Here is a 22,361-nt window from a genome sequence, read left to right as displayed (position 1 = left end):
CTTTTACGGGCAGTTGATCCCCCACCTAACTTCTTTGCTTCCGCTGAATTTTGAGGTGGGGGGTCTTACTGCCCGTTAATGCGGGATAAATAAAAGGATGGGCTGCAAGCAGCTCCATCCTTTTATTTCGATATCATATCAATCCACATCTTAACAGCAGTGCCTACAATCAAAATCGATAACATATATTGCAATGCTTTTTGATTGATCCTCTTCCCAACTCGCGCTCCAAGCGGCGCAGCAATGATACTTGCAATCGCAATAATAAGAGCTGGAATTACGACCACTTGCCCAGTTATCACTTTTCCAGTCGTAATCCCTACTGAGGAAATAAACGTAATAGCAATAGATGTCGCTATTGTTGTACGTATCGGCAATTTTAAAATCACTAACATAATCGGTACTAATAAGAAAGAACCGCCAGCACCTATAATGCCTGATGCTCCACCTACAATAAACGCTAGCAAACTTGCTAACCATTTATTATATTTCACTTTATCACCATTATTTCGCTTCGGTACGAACATCATAATAGCAGCAATTGTTGCTAGCGCTGCATAAACAACATTAACCGTATGTTCCTCTAATACGTTAGCACCAAAACTCCCTATGAAACTTCCTACTAATATACTAGCTCCCATATACATAACTAACGTTTTATCCATATCATTACTTTTCCGATAGGCCCATGCCCCTGCAAAAGTTGCAAAGAATACTTGCACCGCTGTAATACCACTCACTTCATGTGACGTATAGCCAGTAAATCCTAGCAATACCGGAATGTATAGGATCATCGGATAATTAATAATCGCACCGCCAATTCCAACCATTCCTGATATAAACGATCCAATAAACCCAATTATAAAAAGTAATACGACTAAACTCACCTTATATCCCCCGCCTTCTAAAAAGAAGGTGATTTAAATGAATAAGTTCACATTCCCATCCGAAGCATCTGCTAAATAAGCTCCTACTCCTGCAAACTCTACCCCTTCCATAATCTCTTCCTCTTTTAACCCTAATAAATCTACCGTCATTTGACAAGCCACAAGTTTAATTCCCTGTTCTTTCGCCAAATCCATTAAATCCGGTAAAGGCATCGCATTATGTTTTTTCATAATACCTTTAATCATCTTTGGTCCCATACCGGCAAAATTCATTTTTGATAATCCCATCTTATCCGCACCACGCGGCATCATTTTTCCAAATACTTTTTCTATGAAAGTTTTCTTTACCTTCACATGTTCATCTTTCCTTAAAGCATTTAAGCCCCAAAAAGTATGAAAAATAGTCACCTCTTGATCATACGCCGCTGCACCATTTGCAATAATATAAGCAGCCATCGCTTTATCATAATCTCCGCTAAATAAAACGATTGTTGTTTTCTTCTGTTGTTCCATGTTGTTCTCCCTCCAATTACCTATAGGGGTATATTATTATTTGTAAAAAGGCTCAAATCATTTATCTCTGTAACTATACGACTTTACCTTCCCACGCTAACATACCACCTACCATATTGATTGCTCGGAAACCGTAGCTCTCTAAAAACTGAACTGCTCTTCCACTTCTTCCGCCAGAGCGACAAACGATAATATATTCTTTCTTTTTATCCAACTCATGCATTCGAAACTCTAATAATCCTAGTGGAATATTACACGCTTCTGGGATTTTCCCCTCGGCGACTTCTTCTACTTCACGTACGTCTACGATATTTACTACTTCTTTACGTAACAATTTTTCTTCTAATTCTTTTGCTGTCATTTCTTTCATTTTAAATTTCCTCCTCACAAGCCATTCATACCGCCTGAAACATTGATAACGTGCTGAAATCCTAATTTCTTTAATACCTTTGCTGCTTGCTTACTTCTCATCCCGCTCTGACAAATAACGATTACTTCTTTATTTTTATCTAACTGATTTGCCTTACTCGCTAACTCATTTAGCGGGATATTTTGAAATCCTTTCATATGATTCCCTCTATATTCACCTACTGTGCGAACATCGATAAATTGTTTTCCCTTTTTTCCTGCTATACTCTTTAATTCTTTTCCACTTATATTTTGAACACCTTTCACCGGTAAAAAACGTGAAATAACAAGCGCTGCAGCCAGTACAATGAAAAGCGTACTTAATATTGTATTCATATAACCAACCTCTCTACATTTATAAACATGCTACGCTTTCTTAATCCAAAACTTTAGCACATCAGCTTCTTCTTCATGCTTTACAATGTCATGACCACCTTTATTTGCCCACGCTGGAATATCCTTAACTGACCCTTTATCCGTTACATGTACTTCTAACACTTCTCCAGTTTGTAAAGTATCCATCGCTTTCTTCGTTCTTACAATCGGCATCGGACATGCTAAACCTTTCGCATCTAATACTTGTTTTACATTCATCATCTATTCCTCCATTTTTTTATTTGTTTATTTCATTATTCATGAACTGCACAACGGTTTGGACCAATCTCCATTTCACGCTCTTCATCCACACTCGGATGGATTTTACCCATATTCGTTTGACGAATTTCTTCGTAAGCATTCGGCTGAGGTGGTAAATTCTCCGTTACAACTTTACGAAACTCTCCCTCATCCTCAATGTTTAGTCCTGCATTATACGCAAATAAATCGTTTAACTTTGCGCTCACAACACCATTCTCATCCATTTCACTTATTTTTGAATAATGAGCTGGTAACACGATTAATTGTTGAGATAGTACTTTATATCGGTTATATAGAGTTTCTCGTAAATCACTCACCCAATCTTCAGCCTTTCCAGCAAGATCTGGACGTCCGATTGAATCTACAAATAAAATATCACCTGATAATAAATAGGAATCATCTACAATAAATGATGTACTTCCAATCGTATGCCCCGGTGAGTATAATGCATCAATTTCAATCTTGGTACCCCCCACCGTAATAACAGATCCTTCAACGAGTGGTTTATATGAGAAAACGACTTCCTCCGCATCTTTTGGCGGTAACCAATACGCACCACCTACTTTTTCAGCTAACTTACGTCCACCCGAAATATGGTCTGCATGTAAATGTGTATCCATTACATTCGTAATCGTAACGCCATGCTCTTTTGCAAACTCTTCGTACGCTTCAACTGTTCTTACTGCATCAATAACTGCAGCTTCACCGTTTGAAATGACCATATATGATAAGCAACCTTTTCCAAGACGGTTAAATTGATATATACTCCCTCCGCCCTGTACATCGCCTACTTTTAACGGCTTCACATATTCACTCCAAGCTTTCATACCGCCAGCTAAATAATAAATATTTTCTAATCCGGCCTCTGTTAATTGCTCAGCAACAAACTGCGAAGAACCTTCTTTCGCACATACGACTAAAATTTCTTTTTCTCTCGGTAATTCACTTACAATATGATCTACACCATCTAACAAATCAAAATACGGTTTATTTATAGAAGAAATTTGTCTTCCTTCAATTTTCCAATCTTCATAATCCGTCTCATTACGAACATCTAAAATAAACAACTCTCCGAATAAAACTTTCTCTGCAACATCTTTTGCATATAACGGTTTAATGCTCATCTAATTACCCCCGTAGGTATATTTTTATTTTTAAAATTTTATCCCGCTTTAATGGGCAGTAAGACCCCCAGCTCAAAATTCAGCGAAAGCAAAGAAGTTAGGTTGGGGATCAACTGCCCATAAAAGTCCGATTGGTTCAACTAATAATCAGTGGGGGATGAAGAAAACCCCCACTGATTAAAGTTTCACTTTATTTTTCCACATTCCCTTGCCACTCTAACATACCTGGAATGACATTTTTCACATTTACATACCCTCGCTCTTTCAACATTTGGCAAGCTACATCACTACGGTTACCAGTTCGGCAAACAACATAAATTTGCTTCGTCTGATCTAATGCTGCACTGCCCACTTCGCCTAATGGAACTGAAATAGCCGCTGGAATATGACCAAAAGCGAATTCTGCCGCTTCACGAACATCTACTACAATACATTCTTCACCGCTTAATAATAACTCTTCCAACTCCGCATTTGTAATTGTATGAGGATATTTCACTACTTCATTCACTTCATGCTCATGTGCTTTTCTAACGTAATGCATCAATAGATCACCTTCTTGTTTCGTCCCGATATATTGATGACCTACTTTACTCGCCCAACTTTTTATATCTACAGTAGACCCTTTATCTGTTGCCTGAACTTCAATCACTTGCCCTGATATCAAACCTTCCATCGCCTTCTTCGTCTTCACAATCGGCATCGGACAAGCCAATCCTTTACAATCTAAACTCATATCCACTTTTATACTCATAGTCGATTCCTCCATAACGTATATACATATACCTGTAGGGGTATATTAAAATGTTTTTGAAAATCTGTCAACACTTATGTTTGACAGATTATCGGCTTTTTACAAGTAATTGAACAGCTTCTTTAATTAACTCTTCATTTGAACCGTTACCACTTTCAAACTGCTCACGTAAACATTGCTCTAAATTTGTCCCCACAACAAGTCCAATTGTACGATCAAGTGCAGAACGAGATGCCGTTAACTGTGTAATAACCTCTCGGCAATCTTTTCCTTCTTCCATCATACGAAGTACACCACGAACTTGACCTTCAATACGTTTCAATCTATTTTTCATATCTTGATTATATTCCATTCTATAATCACCTCATTACCATTATGTCACTATTTATAGCTTATGACAATATATTATACCCTGCAGGGTATTTTGTAAACCCCTATTTTTAATGTTTATCTTATATGTGCATAAAACAAGAAGTGAAACCTTACTATATAGGCTTTCATCTTCCACCAAGTTTTGAAATGGAAGATGAAAAAATATTAATATACAACACGTTCTGGTAATACTGTCCCATACAATTTAAAGCCACCATCTACATTCTTTACCTTATATCCTTTTTCCATTAACATGCGCGCTGCAACATACCCTCTCATACCAAGCTGGCAAGTAATATATATTTCTTTATCTACCGGCACTTCATCCAAACGATCACGTAATTCATCTAACGGAATATTAATAGAGCCTGTCATCATTCCTTGTTTGAGTTCATTAGGCTCTCGAACATCAATAAGATATCCACCATTTTCAACAATACGATCTATTTCATGCCATTGTACTGTTTCCACAAAACCATCTACTATATTACTTGCTGCATACCCCACCATGTTTACTGGGTCTTTTGCAGAAGAATAGGGCGGAGCATATGATAATTCTAAATCTGGCAAATCAATTACAGTTAAATTCGCCTTCATTGCCGTTGCAATAACATCAATACGCTTATCTACACCTTCACGCCCTAACGCCTGTGCTCCATACATTTTTCCACTATCTTTATTAAAAATTAATTTTATTAGCACTGGCGTAGCATTCGGATAGTATCCAGCATGAGAATTCGCCTGTACATGTACTACCTCATAGGGTATATTTAATCGTTTTAATATTTTTTCATTTACTCCCGTCGCAGCAACTGTTAAATCAAAAACTTTAGCTACAGAAGTTCCCATCGTACCTTTATATAAAGAATCTGTATGACCATGAATAATATCTGCTAACATGCGCCCTTGACGATTAGCTGGCCACGCTAACGGAATCATTGTCTCTGTTTCTGTAACAAAATCTTTCACTTCAATCGCATCACCAATTGCATATATGTGCGGGTCCGACGTTTGAAAACTCTCATCTACCTTTATCGTTCCTCTAACTCCTAGTGCTAACCCTGCATCCTTCGCTAAACTGCTCTCTGGTTGCACACCAATTGCTAAAATAATCATATCTGTCTTTATGATTGAACCACTTTTTAAACGTACAACAGTCCCGTGCTCTTCTAATGCATCTACACCATCTTCTAAAACAAGCTCAACATTATGCTTTTTCATATGCTCATGCACATATGCTGCCATTTCATAATCGATTGGTGGCATTACTTGATTTGCCATCTCTACAAGAGTAACATCCATTCCTCGTTCTCTTAAGTTCTCAACCATTTCAACTCCAATAAATCCACCACCAATAACCGTCGCATGACGTGGTTTCTTCTCATCAATATACGCTTTAATACGATCTGTATCAGGTACATTTCGTAACGTAAACATCGCCTTTGCTTCTTCAATATCTGGAATAGGTGGAACAATTGGTTTTGCCCCTGGCGAAAGAATTAAAATATCATATTTCTCGTTATATGTTTCATTTGTAGTTACATTCTTTATCGTAATTGTTTTCTCTTCTTTATTAATCTTTACCACTTCACTCAATACACGTATATCTAGATTAAATCGCTTTGACATTCTTTCAACAGTTTGTACTAATAACTTTTGTCTTTCTGTAATAACACCACCAATATAGTATGGTAATCCACAATTTGCAAATGAAATATATTCACCGCGCTCCACCATAATAATTTCATCTTCTTCACTTAAGCGACGAAGCCTTGCAGCGACTGATGCCCCGCCTGCAACTCCACCTACTACTATAATTTTTCTAGACATATTTCAAACCTCCATCTTGTTTAATTTTCTCAATGTATTACAAACGAAAAACAAATACCCGTGTGGGTATATAATAAAATATACAAAAGTCATTTTCAATATATATGGCTTTCTTTCACAAATTTGAAACAAATAAAAAGAACGGACATAGCATTCTATGTCCGTTCTTTTCATCACACATACTTCCGATGCACCATCTTCCCATCATAAGAAAATACAACGCCCTTACTCTCCACAATGGACTCCATATGCACTGTTCTTCCCCATAATTGATGAAGGTATGGCAATACTTTTTCTAAGTATTTTAAATCGAGCTCAATTCCTTCGTAACTATGTTTAATGTACAATTCTCCGTTCTTTAAATAGTCCCCGTCTTCTACTACTAAGTACGGGAAACCGCCATTTGTTCGCATATTTACGAGCTGATCACGTACATGTTCCCACTCTTTATCTATTACTTTATATTCTTTTCCTTGGCGCTGGAATAAGTACATATCTTCTCTCATTACGAGATCTTTATTTAAGTAGTTTCTTAAGAACGATACATCCCATTCAATTTCGCGTACTTCAAAAATTTTGTCGCGACCAGAACCTGGTTTAACGCCTCTTCGTTTCATTTCTTCTGTCGGGTTGTTGTAGCGTTCTTCAATATCTTCAAACATTTTAATACCGAGGTAGTATGGGTTAATACTTGTTTTTGATGGCTGTACGACACCTGCATTTAATTTCGCAAATTCAATTGCTTCATCAGATGTTAAGTCCATTTCGCGAAGTATACGTTGATGCCAGTACGATGCCCAGCCTTCATTCATGATCTTTGTTTCAAGTTGCGGCCAGAAATATAACATTTCTTCACGCATCATCGTTAATATGTCTCGCTGCCAATCTTCTAGTTCACGGCTATATTCTTCAATAAAGAGGAGTAAGTCTTTCTCTGGTTGCGGCGGAATTTTCTTCTTTTTACGTACATTGGGCCGTTCTCTCTTTTTATTACGATCATCTAAATTCCATAGGTCATCGTATTGCGATGCCTTTTTCTTTTCTACTTCTTCTTCTAAATCATCAATACTCCACGCCAGTTTCGGGCGCATAAGCGACGGATCAATATGTTCTTGAATAGCAAGTACGGCATCCAAAAAGGTTTCGACTTCTGCCTTTCCGTACTTATGCTCATATGCTTTCACGCGATCAGCCGTTGCCGCCATACTCTCCACCATATCTCGTTTCGTATTAGAGAAGCGAATATTATTTTTAAAGAAATCACAGTGTGCTAAAACGTGCGCTACAATTAATTTATTTTGAATTAACGAGTTCGTATCTAATAAAAAGGCATAACATGGATCAGAGTTAATAACGAGTTCGTATATTTTACTAAGACCTAAATCGTATTGTAATTTCATTCTGAAAAACTGTTTTCCAAAACTCCAATGTGAAAACCGCGTCGGCATCCCATATGCACCAAATGTATAAATAATTTCAGCTGGACATATTTCATAACGCATCGGATAGAAATCAAGCCCAAATCCAGTCGCAATTTCCGTAATTTCCGCAATCGCATATTGCAGTGCTTTATCGTCACTTGCTCTCATTATTTTCCCTCCTTACACTTTCCCTTAAGAAAGTGTATGATGAGGAACAAGCTTTCATGAGTTTTGATTGCATAATATAAAAAGCATTATTCATTCCATGAATATACTTAATTTTCATTAAATACCATTTATTATCAAAACCCTAGTATTTTTAATATCCCAAAGTTATACTATTAAAGAATTCAAATATTACACAACAAGGAGTTACAATATGAACAAATGTTATATTTTCTTTCTAGCTTGTTTCCTAACCTTTCTAACGGCTTGTCAAGGAAACACGAAAGAAGCAACTCAATCAACAAATGAACCAAAACAGCAAAAAGAAACAACTCAAAACTCTTCTCAAACTCAACCAGCTACAACTACTAATACAGAAAAAGCTGAACCGGAAAAAGATGAGAGTATTAAATCTGGTATGTATAAAGTTGGTACAGATTTACCTTCTGGTGAATATTTCCTCTTAGCTGATCAAGGGCAAAGTGCTTATTTTGCAGTTCTAAAAGATAGTACTGGATCATCTGAAAACATTTTACAGAATGATAATTTTGCAACCTTTAGATTTCTTACTGTAGAAGATGGACAATATTTACAACTAAAGCGTGCTAAAATGTTACCTGCAACTAAAGTAGAAAAAATCCCATTAGACGGTAAAGAGCTAATTCCAGGCATGTACCGCGTAGGAATTGATGTTCCAGCTGGTGAATATAAATTAGTCCCAAATGATGGGGCAACAGGATACTACTCCCTACATACAAATAGTACTGTAAATGGTCTGAAAAATATTATTAGCAATGATAATTTTAAAGAAGAGCGCTATTTAACTATTCAAGAAGGACAATATTTAAAATTAAACCGTGCTTCTCTATTACTATCAAACTAATACATTCCAATACAATATAAAAAGAAGCACATTCTTAAAATTAAGAATGTGCTTCTTTTACAAACAGATATTAAATTAATCTTCAATAATCTCCATCTTCTCCGTAATCGGTGTACGAGCTTTTCCTTCTGGTGCTTTATCGAAATAACCAAGGTGAAGAATTCCAATGATGCGTTGACCTCTTGTTAAACCAAGTCCTTCTATAAATAATGGATTGTAGTTTAATCCGCCTGATTTCCAAACACAACCTAATCCACGTTCCCAAGCAAGCAGTTGGAAGTTTTGCATAAATGCACATGTTGCAGCGTAATCTTCGTCACGTTGAATTTGACGAGGGTCTTCATTTATATACACGACGATTTGCGCCGGCGTGCTTAAGAAACGATCTGATAAAATTTTACCGCGCTTCGCTCTTTCTTCTTCTGTGAAAGAGTTTAATACTGCGTCTACTAATTTCTGACGGCCTTCTCCAATATATAATTTACAATTCCATGGTTCACGGTGTTTATGATTCGGTGCCCATGTTGCATCGTTTAATAGTTCAATTAATAATTCTTTTTCTACTGCTTTGTCTGTAAATGTACGAACAGAACGTCTTTCTTTAATCACATTTGCGATGGAAGTATATGTAGTCATATTTTTCTCTCCCTTATTTTTATTTTTATCTATATGTATACGTTTATTATTGATATTGATTTTCAATTTCGATTATACCCTAGTTTTTCACTATTAATCAATGTTTTATGTTGGGAAACTTCCAAAACCGTCATTTCATACTGTGAATAAAAAAACTTGATTTGTTCACAAGTATTTCACATTTTATGGAAATGATATGTGTACAGTTTTCCACATTATCCATCTAGGAGGAATTTATATGTACAAAAAAATCGTAGTAAGTATGACCATGGCAGCATTATTATGCGGGATATCTACTTTCCCTGCTTCCGCTGCCACACCAAAAGAAGTAACAGTGCACCATCATAAACCAATTTCAGAAGAAGAAATGCAGTCGCTCGAAAAGCTCGGCTATAACAAACATGAAATTTGGAAAGCTGCTCACATTGCAAGAATGAGCAAAAAAGAAATAAAAGACGTTTTAGCTTACTATAAACAAAGTAAGTCTTGGGAGAAAACAGCCGAGCATTTCGGCGTAGATCCAAGTAAGTTGAAAAAGCATCATATGAATAAAGAAACGAAAAAGGCACTACTGCAACAATTAGCAAATATGCAAAAATCTACACCCGACGGGCTAAAACAAAAAATGAAAGAATATAATATCGGATTACGTCAGCTCACGGTATTAACAATCATCTCTCAGAAAAGTAATACTCCTCTTGATGATGTACTAAAAATGAAAAAAGACGGAATGGATATTAAACAAATTGCAGAAAAATTAAATGTTAAAAGAGAAGATATACGAGCAGAGATGATTAAATTAGTGAAGTCTATTAAAGAGAAGCAAACAAATTAACACGCAAAAAAGGAAGAGGTATTCACTGCTCTTCCTTTTCTTTATGAACTTTCAACTTTGAAGTATAAATTCCCGTCTTTCCCAAAAACTAACATAAACAAATGATGTAGTAAGGGGTGAGAAAATGTTTCGTTTATCGTCTAAAAAGAAGAAAAAAACAATCTGTTCCATTCCAGAGTTTATCCTCACTATGAAAGAATCTAGTGATTTCGTTTCCTATAACATCGTAGAAAATGGGACACTATGTTTGTTTTATTATAAATCTACAGCTGAATCACTCCTCATTAATCGATTCATTTTAACACCTATAAAAAGAGAATTAGATCGCATTGAAAATATAAGTGACATAGCAAATATCGTTACACTCGAAGGGATCATCACCAATCCTTCTATTGATGATATTCGTGAGAAATTATTAGTTGGGTATGTACTCATACAGATAAAAAATGATTCTCAAGCCGCAGAATATGCACTTATTCGTGCTGAAAGTTCAGTTTTAGGTACACGATTATATAACGATACCGAAAATGAATATAGTGTAATCGGTCCAAAAGTCGGGTTTGTTGAAAATATTGATACAAATACACACTTACTTCGCCGAAATATAGTAACAGAGCAATTGGTTTTCAAAGAAGTTATAGTTGGCTCTATATCAAAAACAAAGGTGATAGTTGCTTACATCGAAGGCATTACAAATGAACAACACATCAATACTGCAATGCAGCGCTTACAAGATGTTGACTTTGATGTTCCTTTTGATGCAACTATGATTGAACAGTTTATTAGCGATAATAGTAACTCACCCTTCCCTGTTTTACTACCTACAGAGCGGTTAGATCGCTCTGTGTACGCATTACTGAATGGAGGCGTTGTCATTTTAACAGACGGTTCACCTTACGCATTAGCTGGACCAGCGACGTTACTTGATTTCTTCGTCTCGCCAGAAGATTATTATTTACCATGGATAGCAGGCTCATTTCTTCGAATGGTTCGCTTTTTCGGAGCAGCATTCTCGCTATTTTCATCAGCTATTTATACAGCTGTATTAACGTATCACTATCAAATGATTCCTGTGGATTTACTAGGTCCGATTATTTTTTCAAGAGCTAATGTACCCTTTCCGCCCATTTTAGAAGCACTTTTTTTAGAAATCACAATCGAATTGCTCCGTGAAGCTGGAGCACGATTACCTACAAAAGTTGGACAAACAATCGGCATCGTTGGCGGGATTGTAATTGGCCAAGCATCTGTTCAAGCTGCTTTAACGAGTAACATTTTATTAATTGCAGTTGCTTTATCAGCACTCGCTTCTTTTACAACACCAACTGTAAAAATGTCTTCTACTATCCGGATACTACGATTTCCACTTATTCTTTTAGCTGGTGCATTTGGGGGCTTAGGTCTTATTGTAGGATTCGTACTCATATTAGCTCATTTAATTCGCTTAAAATCACTTGGATCACCTTACTTATTACCTCTATATCCATTTCGCGGTTTAGGGACAGCAGAAGGACTCCTTCGCCTTCCATTTAGTCAAACTGCAGAACGCGCTTCTTTTCTAAGGCCCAAAAAGAAATGGCGCTATGACCCGAACAAAGCGAAAGAAAAACACGACGGTGAGGAAAAATGAAAAATATTTTATTATGCTTTTCCATTATCATTTTAATTGTTCAATCTGGTTGTACAGAAGCATATATAGTTGATACACAGCGAATGATTCACGTAGGTGGATTCGATATAATAAAAGATAAAAAATTTCGCGGAACCATTTTATATCCCGATTACACAAAGGGCGTACAATCGAAACCAGAAACTCAATCAACGCATGCAGGTACAATTGAAACAATCTCTTCCCTTCTAAACGCCAAATCTCCACATACGATCGCTGTAGGTCAAATGCGTGTTGTCCTATTTGGAAAAGCATTTGGTGAACATGGACTTGGAGATGTTATTAACAACTTACAACGTGATCCTAACATTGGCCGTGATGTGCAGCTAGCACTTGTAGATGGTTCAGCAGAAGAATTACTGAAACATGTCAGAATAAATGGATCACTTTATTTATCTGATTTATTGGAGCAAAATATAAAAAACGAGACAATCCCGCGGACAGCTTTAAATATTTTTTTATATAACTTTTATTCATCTGGATACGATCCATTCCTTCCTTACATTCAAGTATCAGAAGACCAGTCTGCTTCCATTGAAGGGCTAGCTTTTTTAAAAAAGGATAAAGTGGCTATGTATACAGATAAGAAAAGGTCTTTTTTATTTAAATTACTCATTAATCCAACGAAAAATGGGCGTTACGAAGTTCCGATACGTCAAGGTAAACATAAAGGCTTAATCGCAACCCAAAACTTATCTGGAAAAAGTGAATGTTCCCTTTCCGACGCCGGTGACATTCCAAAAGTTCACATTCGACTGAAATTAAATGGCCTTATAAAAAATGCTCCTGACTGGCTCGATTTATCAAAGAGCCAAAATGTTACTTACGTTAAAAAACATGTAGAAAAAACGCTTGAGAAGGATTTAAACGAATTAATAAAACAATTCCAAGAAAAAGGAATTGATCCAATCGGTATACGTGAAGAAATTCGTAGCCACTCAAGAAAATGGAGCATGAAACAAATTCAGGACATGTATCCTAACATAGATGTTGCTGTTAAGGTAAAAATTAATATCGTACAATCTGGTATCGGAGAATAGTGAGGTGCTATCATAACTGAACAAGATAAAACACATACTGTTTCCCCTTATTTCACATTCCTTCTATTACACTCCCTTCAAATTGGGGTAGGTGTGCTAGGATACCAAAGGATTATTGCGCAATATGCTGGGTATGATTCTTGGATTTCCCTTATCGTTGCGGGCATTGCAACTCATATCGTATTATTTTGCATGCTTAAAATGTTAAAAAAAGATAATGATTTGATGAATATTCATACGACATGTTTCGGAAAATGGATTGGAACATTTTTTTCCGTATGCTTTGCCGCATATCTTTTATTATTTTGCCTTACTGTTCTTCGTACATATATTGAAGTGATTCAAGTTTGGGTCTTTCCTACAATTAAACCGTGGAAATTAACCTTACTATTTTTACTTGTAGCTTATTACGTAATTAGAGGCGGCTTTCGCTCTGTCACAGGAATGTGTTTTTGGGGCGTTATCATACCGATTTTCGTCCTATTTTTCTTAGTTTTCCCAATGAAATATGCGCATGTACGTAGTATTTTCCCAATTCTAACTCACTCACCTTTAGACATTTTAACTGCAGCGAAAGCATCTGCATTAGAATTTCTAGGATTTGAAGCGATCCTTGTTTTTTATCCATTTATAAAAAAAGAAAAATCGATAAATAAATGGGCGCACGGTGGTATTGCTTTTACAACGGTTCTATATGTAATACTAGCCATCGTTTCCCTTATGTACTATAGCCAAGGGCAACTACATCATACAATTTGGCCAACATTAACGATGCTAAAAATCATTAAAGTTCCTTTCATCCAAAGGTTTGAGTACATTATTATTTTCTTATGGTATCTTATTATTTTACCTAATCTTTGTTTAACCATTTGGTCTTCTTGTCGTATTAGTAAAAAATCGTTTCACATACCATTTAAAATCACACTACCATTATTTATCGCAACCATATTTATTTCATCCTTATTTTTCACAAACCGTGAAAGTATTAACGCATTAAATACAGTACTATCTCAAGCTGGTTTATATATCGTATACGCCTATATCCCAATTCTATTTCTATTTCATTCACTACGATGGCGTTTCAAAAATCAGTCGAAAAAATCTTCAACCGATACACCATAATCTCTGATACAATTTGATTAATACATTTGTAAAGGGGACAAGCGTATGAAGAAATATGTATTTTCTTTACTTGCAGTACTGAGTTTAATTCTTGCTGGTTGCGGAGCTACTAGTACAAACGAAAAAAAATCATCTGAATCAAAAGAAGAGCATGACCACGCATCGCATACTCAGCAAGCTGACATTCAAGAAAAAACAAAAGGAGTCGACACACTCCCTACCTTCCTAGACAAGCTTGATCCACAAATGAAAGATATCTACACTGTCGCTGGGCAAAATGCAGAGCTATTAGATTGGATTCCATGTTACTGCGGTTGCGGTGAAAGTGTAGGACATAAAAATAATAAAAATTGCTTTATTCGTGAAATTAAAAAGAATGGTGAAGTTGTTTGGGATTCCCACGCAACGACTTGTGTCAATTGCCTAGAAATAGCGGTTGAATCTGCTTCCATGAAACAAAAAGGAAAATCAACGTTGGAAATTCGCAACTATATCGACAATAAATACAAAGAGGGCTATGGCAAGCCAACACCTACGCCAATGCCAAAAGCTTAAAAACGAGGAAATACCTCGTTTTTTCTTTTCATTCACTTTTTTTCTTAACAAATTCTTTCAAGTGTATTTCTCCTTACTTGTCACACACTATATATAACTCCTCAGTAAGGAGGGTACACAATGCAAACATATAACGACTATGATAAAGCTCTCTATTACACGTATTGCTGTAATTGGGATAAATTACTCGTTCTTATGGTTCAAACGAACGATCAATTATTTTCTAAGCGTATTGAACATTTTTTACACGCTTATCAATACAGTAAAGAACTGCCAGAAGTTGATAAACAATTGCAGCTCCTATTTCAATATATTGACCATGCATCCCAAAAGTCACATATAGATGAAGTAGAGCAAATTCAAATGTAAAATATAGCGCTATTCTCTTTATGAGAATAGCGCTTTTTTAAAATGTTTATATCAATAAAAGTTTCCCCTTATAAAACTTTTATTGATAAACATATTTTTTCTTTCTTTTCTGTACCACTTCATACTATAATTTAGTATGTAACTATTATAAGAGAGGTATAAAATATGGGACGAGAAAAAAAGCAAGAATATGCTTTACTTACCGCATGGGGAGCTTCTTTTATCGCTACACTCGGAAGTCTTTATTTTTCCGAAATCATGAAATTTGAGCCTTGTGTACTTTGTTGGTATCAACGTATTTTTATGTATCCATTCGTTTTATGGCTTGGTATCGCTGTAGCAAAGAAAGATTATCGCATTGCAAGTTATTCTTTACCAATTGCAAGTATTGGTGCTTGTATTTCTTTATATCACTATGCAATTCAAAAAGTCCCAGCATTTTCAGCAGCTGGAGCAGCCTGCGGCCGTGTACCCTGCACCGGAGAATTTATAAACTGGTTTGGTTTTATTACAATCCCGTTTTTAGCACTTATCGGCTTTATTACAATCGCTGTATGTAGTTTTATTGTAATAAAAAACAAATAAGGAGATGAAACAATGAAAAAAATGCTTATATTTGGTGGTATTATTATCGCCCTGTTTGCAGCCATTTTCGCTGTCACACAAATGGAAGAAAAAAATGCTACTAGCCAAAAAATTGATAATGCTACTGCTAGTAAAACAAATGGCCCTGACTACTATACAAATAAAATCTCTCTTTCAGATCTTCAAAAGAATTTAAAAGAGAAAAAAGAAGAAACAGTATACTTTTATCAAACATCTTGCGTTCATTGTCAAAAGCTATCTCCTGTCGTAGTACCAATGGCTAAAGACTTGAACGTTGATATGAAAGTTATGGATATTGAAAAAATAGATGCTCCTTGGGATGACTATAAAATTAAAGGAACTCCAACAATCATTCACTTTAAAGATGGCAAAGAAGTAAGCCGTATTAGTGGCGAACAACCGAAAGAAAAATTACAAGAATGGCTTGAGCAAACGAAAAAATAACGAGAAAAGGAAACTCCTTCTACACATGAAATGGGCGTAAAATCCCAAACTAATGTATAAGGAGGGGGTTTTATGCCAGAAGTAAAATGCTCTGTTTCCAATTGCTCATTTTGGGGACAAGGTAACTTTTGCCAAGCAAGTGCAATCGTTGTTCAACCAGATGCACAAGAATCTGGTTCAAATGCAAATGATTCGTATACAGGCGCGGTTTTAACAAACGAGACGCTAGAAAGTTCTGTAGCAACAAGTGTAGAAACTTGTTGTCATACATTTAAGCCAAAATATTAAACATAAAAAGCATACGATTACTCGTATGCTTTTTTACATTCCTCTCCAAAAATCATGCATCATAAAAAAGTACAAAATAACGAGAACAACTGTCCCACATAAAGTAATGCGCCGATATATACTCTTCTCTCCTTCTCTTGCTTTCACAAATGCCCAAATAAATCCGAAGAACAATATTAAATCAGCATATGGAACATAAAAAGAAAAGACGAGAAACGCATACAAATACACGATAAATAAACAGGTCGTTACTAAGAAAATTTTAAAAGCAAATTCACTTTTCATAATGTAACCGCCCCCTATCTGTACTGTATTATATTCAGCAAAATACAATAGTTGCAGTTAAACTCAAAGTAGAAATAAGCTACCGTCTATAATACGGTAGCCATTACGGAACATTATATTTTCGTTTATATATATTACTTAAAGTCGAAGAAGGAATTTGCTCATAACGAATTTTTTCTCCTGTTGCATCCATAATATACAAATTGTTTCCTATATAATATATTCCATCTTTTCGTTTTGAATATACCTTATATCTTTCATTCGGCAATACCGTTTTCACTTTCGTTAACTGCCCATTTGGTTCTTGCCAATATATATCGGCGCGATCTACTAACGTAAGCATGCCAATTTGTTCTTCTTCGACTTTACGACCATTCCAGCTTACAACACGGTAACCAAACTTATTTGCTTCATATTCGGGGCTCGTATAAAAACGGGAAATGATTACTTTTGTTTGTAATTGGACTCGGTCATATAACCACTGTATATCCCTGTCATGCATGCGAATACAGCCATTCGATTCGCGGCTTCCAATCGTCCATTCCCGATTTGTTCCATGAATTGCATACTCCTTTTTATCCAGACCTAACCAACGTGTACCGAGAGGATTATTCGGTGCACCTCCAGCTATTTTTTTTCGATGGTATTCTTTATTTTTAAATTTAGTTATAATACAAAAATTACCTTCAGGCGTAGGTGTACGATCTCTTCCGGTTGTTACGGGGAATGTCTTTGTATAATTTCCATTTTCAAAAAAAGATAATTGGTTTGTCGTAAGGTTCACTAATATTAGATGATCTGTATCAGCAAAAGCACTAACCGGTAGGATGAAAAATAATAGTATGACGAAACATAATTTTTTCATCTATATCCCTCCCCTAGCGCTCACTATAATAAGTGGAATTAACTTTACTTTGCTCTTATCAATGAAAACTATCCATTTACAATAACGCCTCCATTTACATGTATCATTTGCCCTGTAACATAGGATGAATCCCCAGACGCTAAGTATACGTATGCTGGCGCTAATTCATATGGTTGACCAGGTCTTTGCATCGGAACATTGCTCCCGAACTGAGAAACTTTCTTCTCATCAAAACTCGATGGGATAAGTGGTGTCCAAATTGGTCCAGGTGCAACACCATTTACACGAATCCCTTTTTGCACTAATGATTGAGAAAGTGATCTTGTAAAAGCTACGATTGCTCCTTTCGTTGCAGAATAATCAATTAACGTTTCATTTCCTTCATATGCAACGATCGATGCCGTATTTATAATGACGTCCCCTTGCTTTAAATGAGAAAGTGCTGCTTTCGTAACGTGAAAATAAGAAAAAATATTAATACGAAACGTCTTTTCTAGCTGTTCTGCTGTAATATACTCTAATCCTTGCTGCGGATATTGCTGCGCAACATTATTTACTACAACATGTAAACTGCCTAGCTGCCGAACGGTCTCTTCTACAATATCTTTACAATGTTGTTCATTACTGAGATCACCTGGTAACAGCACACACTTTACACCTTCTTGTTCTACACGTTGTTTCGTCTCATTTGCATCTCCATCTTCATCTAAATACGCAATCGCAATATTTGCTCCCTCTTTCGCAAATGCGATGGAAACAGCTCTTCCAATCCCACTGTCTCCTCCTGTAATTAATATACTTTTTCCTTTTAACTTTTCACTTCCTTTATAATTTGGATCTTCAAACTGCGGAAGTGGATTCATTAACGATTCAATACCAGGCTGTTTATTTTGATGTTGCGCAGGCATTGTTACAAAGTTTTTTTGCTGTGGCATAGCTTCTTTCAACTCCTTTTCCTTATAATGCGCACAATAAAAACTGAAATTCACACATCGGTTTACGATTAATATTCGAATTTAAGACACAAAATATGAATTGTTATAAACTTTTTATGCAAAACTATTGCAAAATAGTTAAAAAACGAATATTATATATAACTGTTGTGAAAATTATTCGTAAACAGAAAGGATGTTTATATGTTTAACCTTTCAAAACATAAAACTTCTATTAAAACTGAAATTATGGCAGGTATTATTACCTTCTTAACAATGGCATATATCATTGTCGTAAACCCTGTCATCCTTGGGGATGCGGGAGTTCCATTTGAACAAGCATTTACAGCAACAATTATTGCTGCTGTTGTCGGAACATTATTTATGGCGATCTTTACAAACTTACCAATCGCAATTGCACCAGGTATGGGATTAAATGCTTACTTCTCTTACTCTGTTGTAAAAGCTCATGAAGGCATGACTTTCGCAATTGCATTCTCTGCTGTATTCGTAGCAGGTATGATTTTAATTTTGTTATCATTTACATCTTTCCGTACAAAATTAATGGAAGTAATTCCTGAAAACTTAAAACATGCACTGACTGCTGGTATCGGTCTTTTTATTGCCTTTATCGGTTTACGTTTAACAGGTATCGTTACAAAAAATGATGCAAACTTAGTTGGACTTGGTGATCTTCACTCTGCTCCAGTACTACTAGCATTAGCTGGACTTGGAATTACAATTGTTCTTATGTCTTTAAATGTAAATGGCGCACTATTTATCGGAATGCTATTAACTGGTATTATTGCTTACTTCACAGGACAATTAACATTCTCAAACGGCGTTACATCAATGCCTGGATTACCAGAAGGAATCATCGTTTCAAATCCAATTACTGCTGTATCTGATGTAATTAACTACGGATTATACGGCGTTGTATTTTCATTCTTCCTTGTTACATTATTCGATACAACAGGTACATTACTTGGCGTAGCTCAGCAAGGTGGATTTATGAAAGATGGAAAGCTTCCAAAAGCTGGACGAGCTCTTCTATCTGACTCATTCTCAGCAACAATTGGTTCTATGTTCGGAACAACACCATCAACAGCTTACATCGAATCATCTGCTGGTGTTGCAGCTGGTGGTCGTACTGGTTTAACAACTGTTACAGTAGCTGTTCTATTCGCACTAGCAGCATTCTTCGGACCATTAGTAAGTGCCGTTTCTGGTGTATCAGCTATTACCGCACCATCATTAATTATCGTTGGTAGTCTTATGATGGGTTCAGTTCGCCACATCGATTGGGACGCATTTGATGAAGCATTCCCAGCATTCTTAGTAATCTTAAGCATGCCACTTACATCAAGTATCTCAACGGGTATCGCACTTGGATTTATTTCATACCCACTTATGAAAATGGCAAAAGGACAATTCCGTGCTGTTCACCCGCTTGTGTATTTATTCGGAATCTTGTTCGCCTATCAATTAGTTTTCTTACCACATTAAAATCCCTCATAAAGAGGGATTTTTTTATACATAAAAAAATAGAGCATCGAATTTCGATGCTCTATTTTCCTTTTGCAACAATCACACGAACTACTTTCAATGTAAGAAGTAAAAGACCGTTCACTATCGCTGCAATCCCTAAAGAGACTGCTATCATCAGCTCTCCCATTCCGTTATTCAATACAAACATAACAGAAGAAATAACAGCCAAAATAAACAATATTAACGTTGGTATATATTTAATAACAGGCTTCTTATATGATTTTTTTGAAAGAAGAAACGTAATTACTACTGTCATAATGATCACAAAATATACTACAAATAAGAAAATCATACGAAAGCCTCCACTATTCCTAAACTATGAAAAAGATAAAAGAAGTTAAAAATTATTAATATTTTTCATTCACCTGTATTTCTTTACTATACTTTTGAATGAAAACTGATGAAATAACCATTACCATCCCTACACTCAACCCAATAAGCTGATCCAATAGCAGTTCATCATGAATGAACCAGCGCAGTAAAAATACACCGCCAAAAATAAACATCATAGTAAATCCAGTACGTCTCAGCCCTTTATATACATTTTCCATATGTATCACCTCTTCACATACCTTTATCCATATTACACCATAACGATAAGGGTGTATAATCGTCATCGACATTCAAACTAATAATAAAAAAGGCTGCGGAGTAATTCTTCTCCGCAGCCTCATACTTATTTTTGTAAAAACGACTGTAAATCTGCAAACTGTCTTTTTGCATCTTCATAGCCTTGCTCATATAAATTTTGTAGTTTTGCCGTATCTTTTTCCATACGATCTACTTGAAGTTGTACTTCTGGACGGATAACAAATAAGTTCCCAGCTTGCTCTTCTTTTTCAATGTAGTGAAGTGTTTCATTATACACTTCATAACGATTCAACATCGTGTTAACAAGGTTCGGATATTTTTTATAAGCTTTTCCTGCAATCCATCCAAACTTTGATTTTTTCTTAGCATAACCATGATTTCTCGTTAAAATAACGACTGATTTTTTAAATCCATCTTCTTGCGCTTTACGAACTGGAATCGGATCAGAAATTCCTCCATCTAATAACTGCTTACCACGGTAATTTACTACAGGTGCAATGAAAGGTAATGAACTAGATGCTTGTAATAAATTTAGTGCATCATCATTTGTTCCTTCTTTTTCAAAATAAACCGACTGTCCTGTTTCACAATCTGTTGTTCCTACAAGGAAACGCTCTGGACTATTAAAGTATGTTTCAAAATCAAACGGCACATGCTTTTCTGGAATTTCATGAAAAATGAACTCCATATCGAATAACTGGCGTTTTCTCCATAAGTTTTTATACGATAAATATTGCGGATGTGATGCATAATCAATATTTACTGTTTTATTTCTATTTCTTTGTCTGGAAAGATACGACGCTGCATGACAAGCACCAGCTGATACACCGATTACATATGGAAAATATAAATCTTGTTCCATAAAATATTCCAATATCCCGCCTGTATATACACCACGCATACCGCCGCCTTCTAATACTAATCCCGTATTTTCAAGCATGTTATTCTCTCCTCTTTATATATTGACTCTTTAATTATTCACTATGTTAAGTATCTGTTTCTATTATATATGAGTTCTTTTAGAAATTATATTCAAAAGGCTTGAAATAAAGGAGTTTTTTCTTCCAATTATATTTCCAAATGTTTGGAGACATCCTTTATAAATCTTTGAATAAAATCTTGCTCTTCTTTCGTATATCCATCTAACAGTAGCAGCCACTTTTCTTCAGCTTGTTTATGCAATTTATCATGAGCTTTATATATTTCATTTCCGCTTTCCGTTAAGCGAAAGAAAATTTCTTTTTGATTATCTAACATTTGCATCTTCTCAACGAATTTCTTTTGAAACAACTTTGTACAAATTTTAGAGATTGCCCCCTTCGTCATTCCCATTTCTGTCGTAATAGTAGTTACATTCATCAAGCCATTTTTCCCGATACACTCGATAACATGTAATTCAGATAAAGACATACCACTTATACCCGTCTCACGAAGAAACTTCTCATTTTGCCCTTTCAAATGTTCTTCTTTTTTATGCAAAAGTGTACGAATGTCCGAAAGTATTTCCATTTGTTTCATTGTACGTTCCAATCCGTTCGCCCCCTAAGTTTCCAAAGAAACAATTTAACTATATACCATTTTAAAAT

The 22,361-nt window shown here is 35.7% G+C and carries 29 protein-coding genes; 11 read left to right on the top strand and 18 right to left on the bottom strand.

The features are described 5' to 3' along the window. Positions 1-122: 122 nt before the first annotated feature. From MHB74_RS04145 to spoVR, 10 genes are all read right to left on the bottom strand, one after another. On the bottom strand, positions 123-887 hold the full coding sequence (locus MHB74_RS04145) for a sulfite exporter TauE/SafE family protein (RefSeq protein WP_061680162.1): 765 nt from the start codon (positions 885-887) through the stop codon (positions 123-125). Between the two features lie 33 nt (positions 888-920). Further along, positions 921-1,400: a DsrE/DsrF/DrsH-like family protein gene (locus MHB74_RS04140; RefSeq protein ID WP_000437730.1), complete on the bottom strand. Its 480-nt coding sequence runs from the start codon at positions 1,398-1,400 to the stop codon at positions 921-923. 73 nt (positions 1,401-1,473) lie between these two features. Then, positions 1,474-1,770 carry a rhodanese-like domain-containing protein gene (locus MHB74_RS04135; protein WP_061680163.1) on the bottom strand — a complete coding sequence of 99 codons (297 nt, stop codon included), beginning with the start codon at positions 1,768-1,770 and terminating at the stop codon, positions 1,474-1,476. A 14-nt stretch (positions 1,771-1,784) separates the two neighbouring features. Beyond that, entirely contained in the window at positions 1,785-2,144 is a 360-nt protein-coding gene (locus MHB74_RS04130) for a rhodanese-like domain-containing protein (protein WP_061680164.1), read from the bottom strand. 30 nt (positions 2,145-2,174) lie between these two features. Further along, entirely contained in the window at positions 2,175-2,405 is a 231-nt protein-coding gene (locus tag MHB74_RS04125) for a sulfurtransferase TusA family protein (protein ID WP_048526303.1), read from the bottom strand. Positions 2,406-2,437: 32 nt separating this feature from the next. Next, entirely contained in the window at positions 2,438-3,568 is a 1,131-nt protein-coding gene (locus MHB74_RS04120; protein WP_061680165.1) for an MBL fold metallo-hydrolase, read from the bottom strand. A 190-nt stretch (positions 3,569-3,758) separates the two neighbouring features. Beyond that, positions 3,759-4,319, bottom strand: coding sequence for a sulfurtransferase TusA family protein (locus MHB74_RS04115; protein ID WP_061679149.1), 561 nt, complete (start codon positions 4,317-4,319; stop codon positions 3,759-3,761). An 88-nt stretch (positions 4,320-4,407) separates the two neighbouring features. Then, positions 4,408-4,671 (bottom strand): metal-sensitive transcriptional regulator, encoded by a 264-nt coding sequence (locus tag MHB74_RS04110; RefSeq protein WP_000456206.1) that lies wholly within the window; start codon positions 4,669-4,671, stop codon positions 4,408-4,410. 185 nt (positions 4,672-4,856) lie between these two features. Continuing rightward, positions 4,857-6,521 (bottom strand): CoA-disulfide reductase, encoded by a 1,665-nt coding sequence (cdr, locus tag MHB74_RS04105; RefSeq protein WP_061679150.1) that lies wholly within the window; start codon positions 6,519-6,521, stop codon positions 4,857-4,859. 173 nt (positions 6,522-6,694) lie between these two features. Further along, complete coding sequence (gene spoVR / locus MHB74_RS04100; RefSeq protein WP_061679151.1) at positions 6,695-8,110, bottom strand: stage V sporulation protein SpoVR; 1,416 nt, start codon at positions 8,108-8,110, stop codon at positions 6,695-6,697. 211 nt (positions 8,111-8,321) lie between these two features. On the opposite strand from spoVR, the gene MHB74_RS04095 reads away from it, so the two are divergent. Then, positions 8,322-8,990, top strand: a complete 669-nt coding sequence (locus MHB74_RS04095) for a hypothetical protein (protein ID WP_061679152.1) — start codon at positions 8,322-8,324, stop codon at positions 8,988-8,990. A gap of 75 nt (positions 8,991-9,065) precedes the next feature. Here the strand turns inward: MHB74_RS04095 and MHB74_RS04090 are convergent, their stop codons facing one another. Next, entirely contained in the window at positions 9,066-9,626 is a 561-nt protein-coding gene (locus tag MHB74_RS04090) for a nitroreductase family protein (RefSeq protein WP_061679153.1), read from the bottom strand. Positions 9,627-9,864: 238 nt separating this feature from the next. On the opposite strand from MHB74_RS04090, the gene MHB74_RS04085 reads away from it, so the two are divergent. From MHB74_RS04085 to MHB74_RS04045, 9 genes are all read left to right on the top strand, one after another. Beyond that, positions 9,865-10,461: a hypothetical protein gene (locus tag MHB74_RS04085; RefSeq protein ID WP_061679154.1), complete on the top strand. Its 597-nt coding sequence runs from the start codon at positions 9,865-9,867 to the stop codon at positions 10,459-10,461. Positions 10,462-10,585: 124 nt separating this feature from the next. After that, entirely contained in the window at positions 10,586-12,091 is a 1,506-nt protein-coding gene (locus tag MHB74_RS04080; protein WP_061679155.1) for a spore germination protein, read from the top strand. Beyond that, positions 12,088-13,170, top strand: a complete 1,083-nt coding sequence (gene gerYC, locus MHB74_RS04075) for a spore germination protein GerYC (RefSeq protein ID WP_061679156.1) — start codon at positions 12,088-12,090, stop codon at positions 13,168-13,170. Before MHB74_RS04080 ends, gerYC begins: the two co-directional genes overlap by 4 nt. A gap of 12 nt (positions 13,171-13,182) precedes the next feature. Beyond that, positions 13,183-14,292: a GerAB/ArcD/ProY family transporter gene (locus MHB74_RS04070; RefSeq protein ID WP_061679157.1), complete on the top strand. Its 1,110-nt coding sequence runs from the start codon at positions 13,183-13,185 to the stop codon at positions 14,290-14,292. 45 nt (positions 14,293-14,337) lie between these two features. Further along, a complete protein-coding gene (locus MHB74_RS04065) occupies positions 14,338-14,847 on the top strand; it encodes a PCYCGC domain-containing protein (protein WP_000761019.1) in 510 nt (169 codons plus the stop codon). A 120-nt stretch (positions 14,848-14,967) separates the two neighbouring features. Continuing rightward, the gene (locus tag MHB74_RS04060) at positions 14,968-15,216 is read left to right on the top strand and encodes a YhdB family protein (RefSeq protein ID WP_048526289.1); all 249 of its coding nucleotides are present in this window, start codon (positions 14,968-14,970) and stop codon (positions 15,214-15,216) included. Positions 15,217-15,381: 165 nt separating this feature from the next. Further along, positions 15,382-15,801, top strand: a complete 420-nt coding sequence (locus MHB74_RS04055; protein WP_000532264.1) for a disulfide formation protein C — start codon at positions 15,382-15,384, stop codon at positions 15,799-15,801. 12 nt (positions 15,802-15,813) lie between these two features. Continuing rightward, complete coding sequence (locus MHB74_RS04050) at positions 15,814-16,266, top strand: thioredoxin family protein (protein WP_061679158.1); 453 nt, start codon at positions 15,814-15,816, stop codon at positions 16,264-16,266. A 72-nt stretch (positions 16,267-16,338) separates the two neighbouring features. Next, the gene (locus MHB74_RS04045; protein WP_061679159.1) at positions 16,339-16,554 is read left to right on the top strand and encodes a DUF1540 domain-containing protein; all 216 of its coding nucleotides are present in this window, start codon (positions 16,339-16,341) and stop codon (positions 16,552-16,554) included. 33 nt (positions 16,555-16,587) lie between these two features. On the opposite strand, the gene MHB74_RS04040 is transcribed toward MHB74_RS04045, so the two are convergent. The 3 genes from MHB74_RS04040 to MHB74_RS04030 all read right to left on the bottom strand — a co-directional run bounded on the left by MHB74_RS04040 (position 16,588) and on the right by MHB74_RS04030 (position 18,639). After that, entirely contained in the window at positions 16,588-16,839 is a 252-nt protein-coding gene (locus MHB74_RS04040; RefSeq protein WP_061679160.1) for a hypothetical protein, read from the bottom strand. Between the two features lie 103 nt (positions 16,840-16,942). After that, positions 16,943-17,704 carry a L,D-transpeptidase gene (locus MHB74_RS04035; protein ID WP_061679161.1) on the bottom strand — a complete coding sequence of 254 codons (762 nt, stop codon included), beginning with the start codon at positions 17,702-17,704 and terminating at the stop codon, positions 16,943-16,945. A 68-nt stretch (positions 17,705-17,772) separates the two neighbouring features. Next, the gene (locus MHB74_RS04030) at positions 17,773-18,639 is read right to left on the bottom strand and encodes an SDR family oxidoreductase (RefSeq protein WP_061679162.1); all 867 of its coding nucleotides are present in this window, start codon (positions 18,637-18,639) and stop codon (positions 17,773-17,775) included. Positions 18,640-18,840: 201 nt separating this feature from the next. On the opposite strand from MHB74_RS04030, the gene MHB74_RS04025 reads away from it, so the two are divergent. Beyond that, positions 18,841-20,142: an NCS2 family permease gene (locus MHB74_RS04025; protein WP_061679163.1), complete on the top strand. Its 1,302-nt coding sequence runs from the start codon at positions 18,841-18,843 to the stop codon at positions 20,140-20,142. 61 nt (positions 20,143-20,203) lie between these two features. Here MHB74_RS04025 and MHB74_RS04020 read toward each other — a convergent pair whose 3' ends face one another. The 4 genes from MHB74_RS04020 to MHB74_RS04005 form a co-directional block, all read right to left on the bottom strand. Next, on the bottom strand, positions 20,204-20,476 hold the full coding sequence (locus tag MHB74_RS04020; protein ID WP_061679164.1) for a hypothetical protein: 273 nt from the start codon (positions 20,474-20,476) through the stop codon (positions 20,204-20,206). Between the two features lie 55 nt (positions 20,477-20,531). Next, the gene (locus MHB74_RS04015) at positions 20,532-20,735 is read right to left on the bottom strand and encodes a hypothetical protein (protein ID WP_061679165.1); all 204 of its coding nucleotides are present in this window, start codon (positions 20,733-20,735) and stop codon (positions 20,532-20,534) included. A 125-nt stretch (positions 20,736-20,860) separates the two neighbouring features. Beyond that, entirely contained in the window at positions 20,861-21,715 is an 855-nt protein-coding gene (locus MHB74_RS04010) for a patatin-like phospholipase family protein (RefSeq protein WP_061679166.1), read from the bottom strand. A gap of 128 nt (positions 21,716-21,843) precedes the next feature. Then, on the bottom strand, positions 21,844-22,293 hold the full coding sequence (locus MHB74_RS04005) for a MarR family transcriptional regulator (RefSeq protein ID WP_396022452.1): 450 nt from the start codon (positions 22,291-22,293) through the stop codon (positions 21,844-21,846). Between the last annotated feature and the right edge of the window lie 68 nt (positions 22,294-22,361).

Source organism: Bacillus sp. FSL K6-0069 (genome assembly GCF_038007785.1).
In the GTDB taxonomy this organism is placed as follows: domain Bacteria; phylum Bacillota; class Bacilli; order Bacillales; family Bacillaceae_G; genus Bacillus_A; species Bacillus_A mobilis.
Note: the sequence above shows the minus strand (reverse complement) of the source record. Positions and strands in the feature narration are given on the sequence as shown.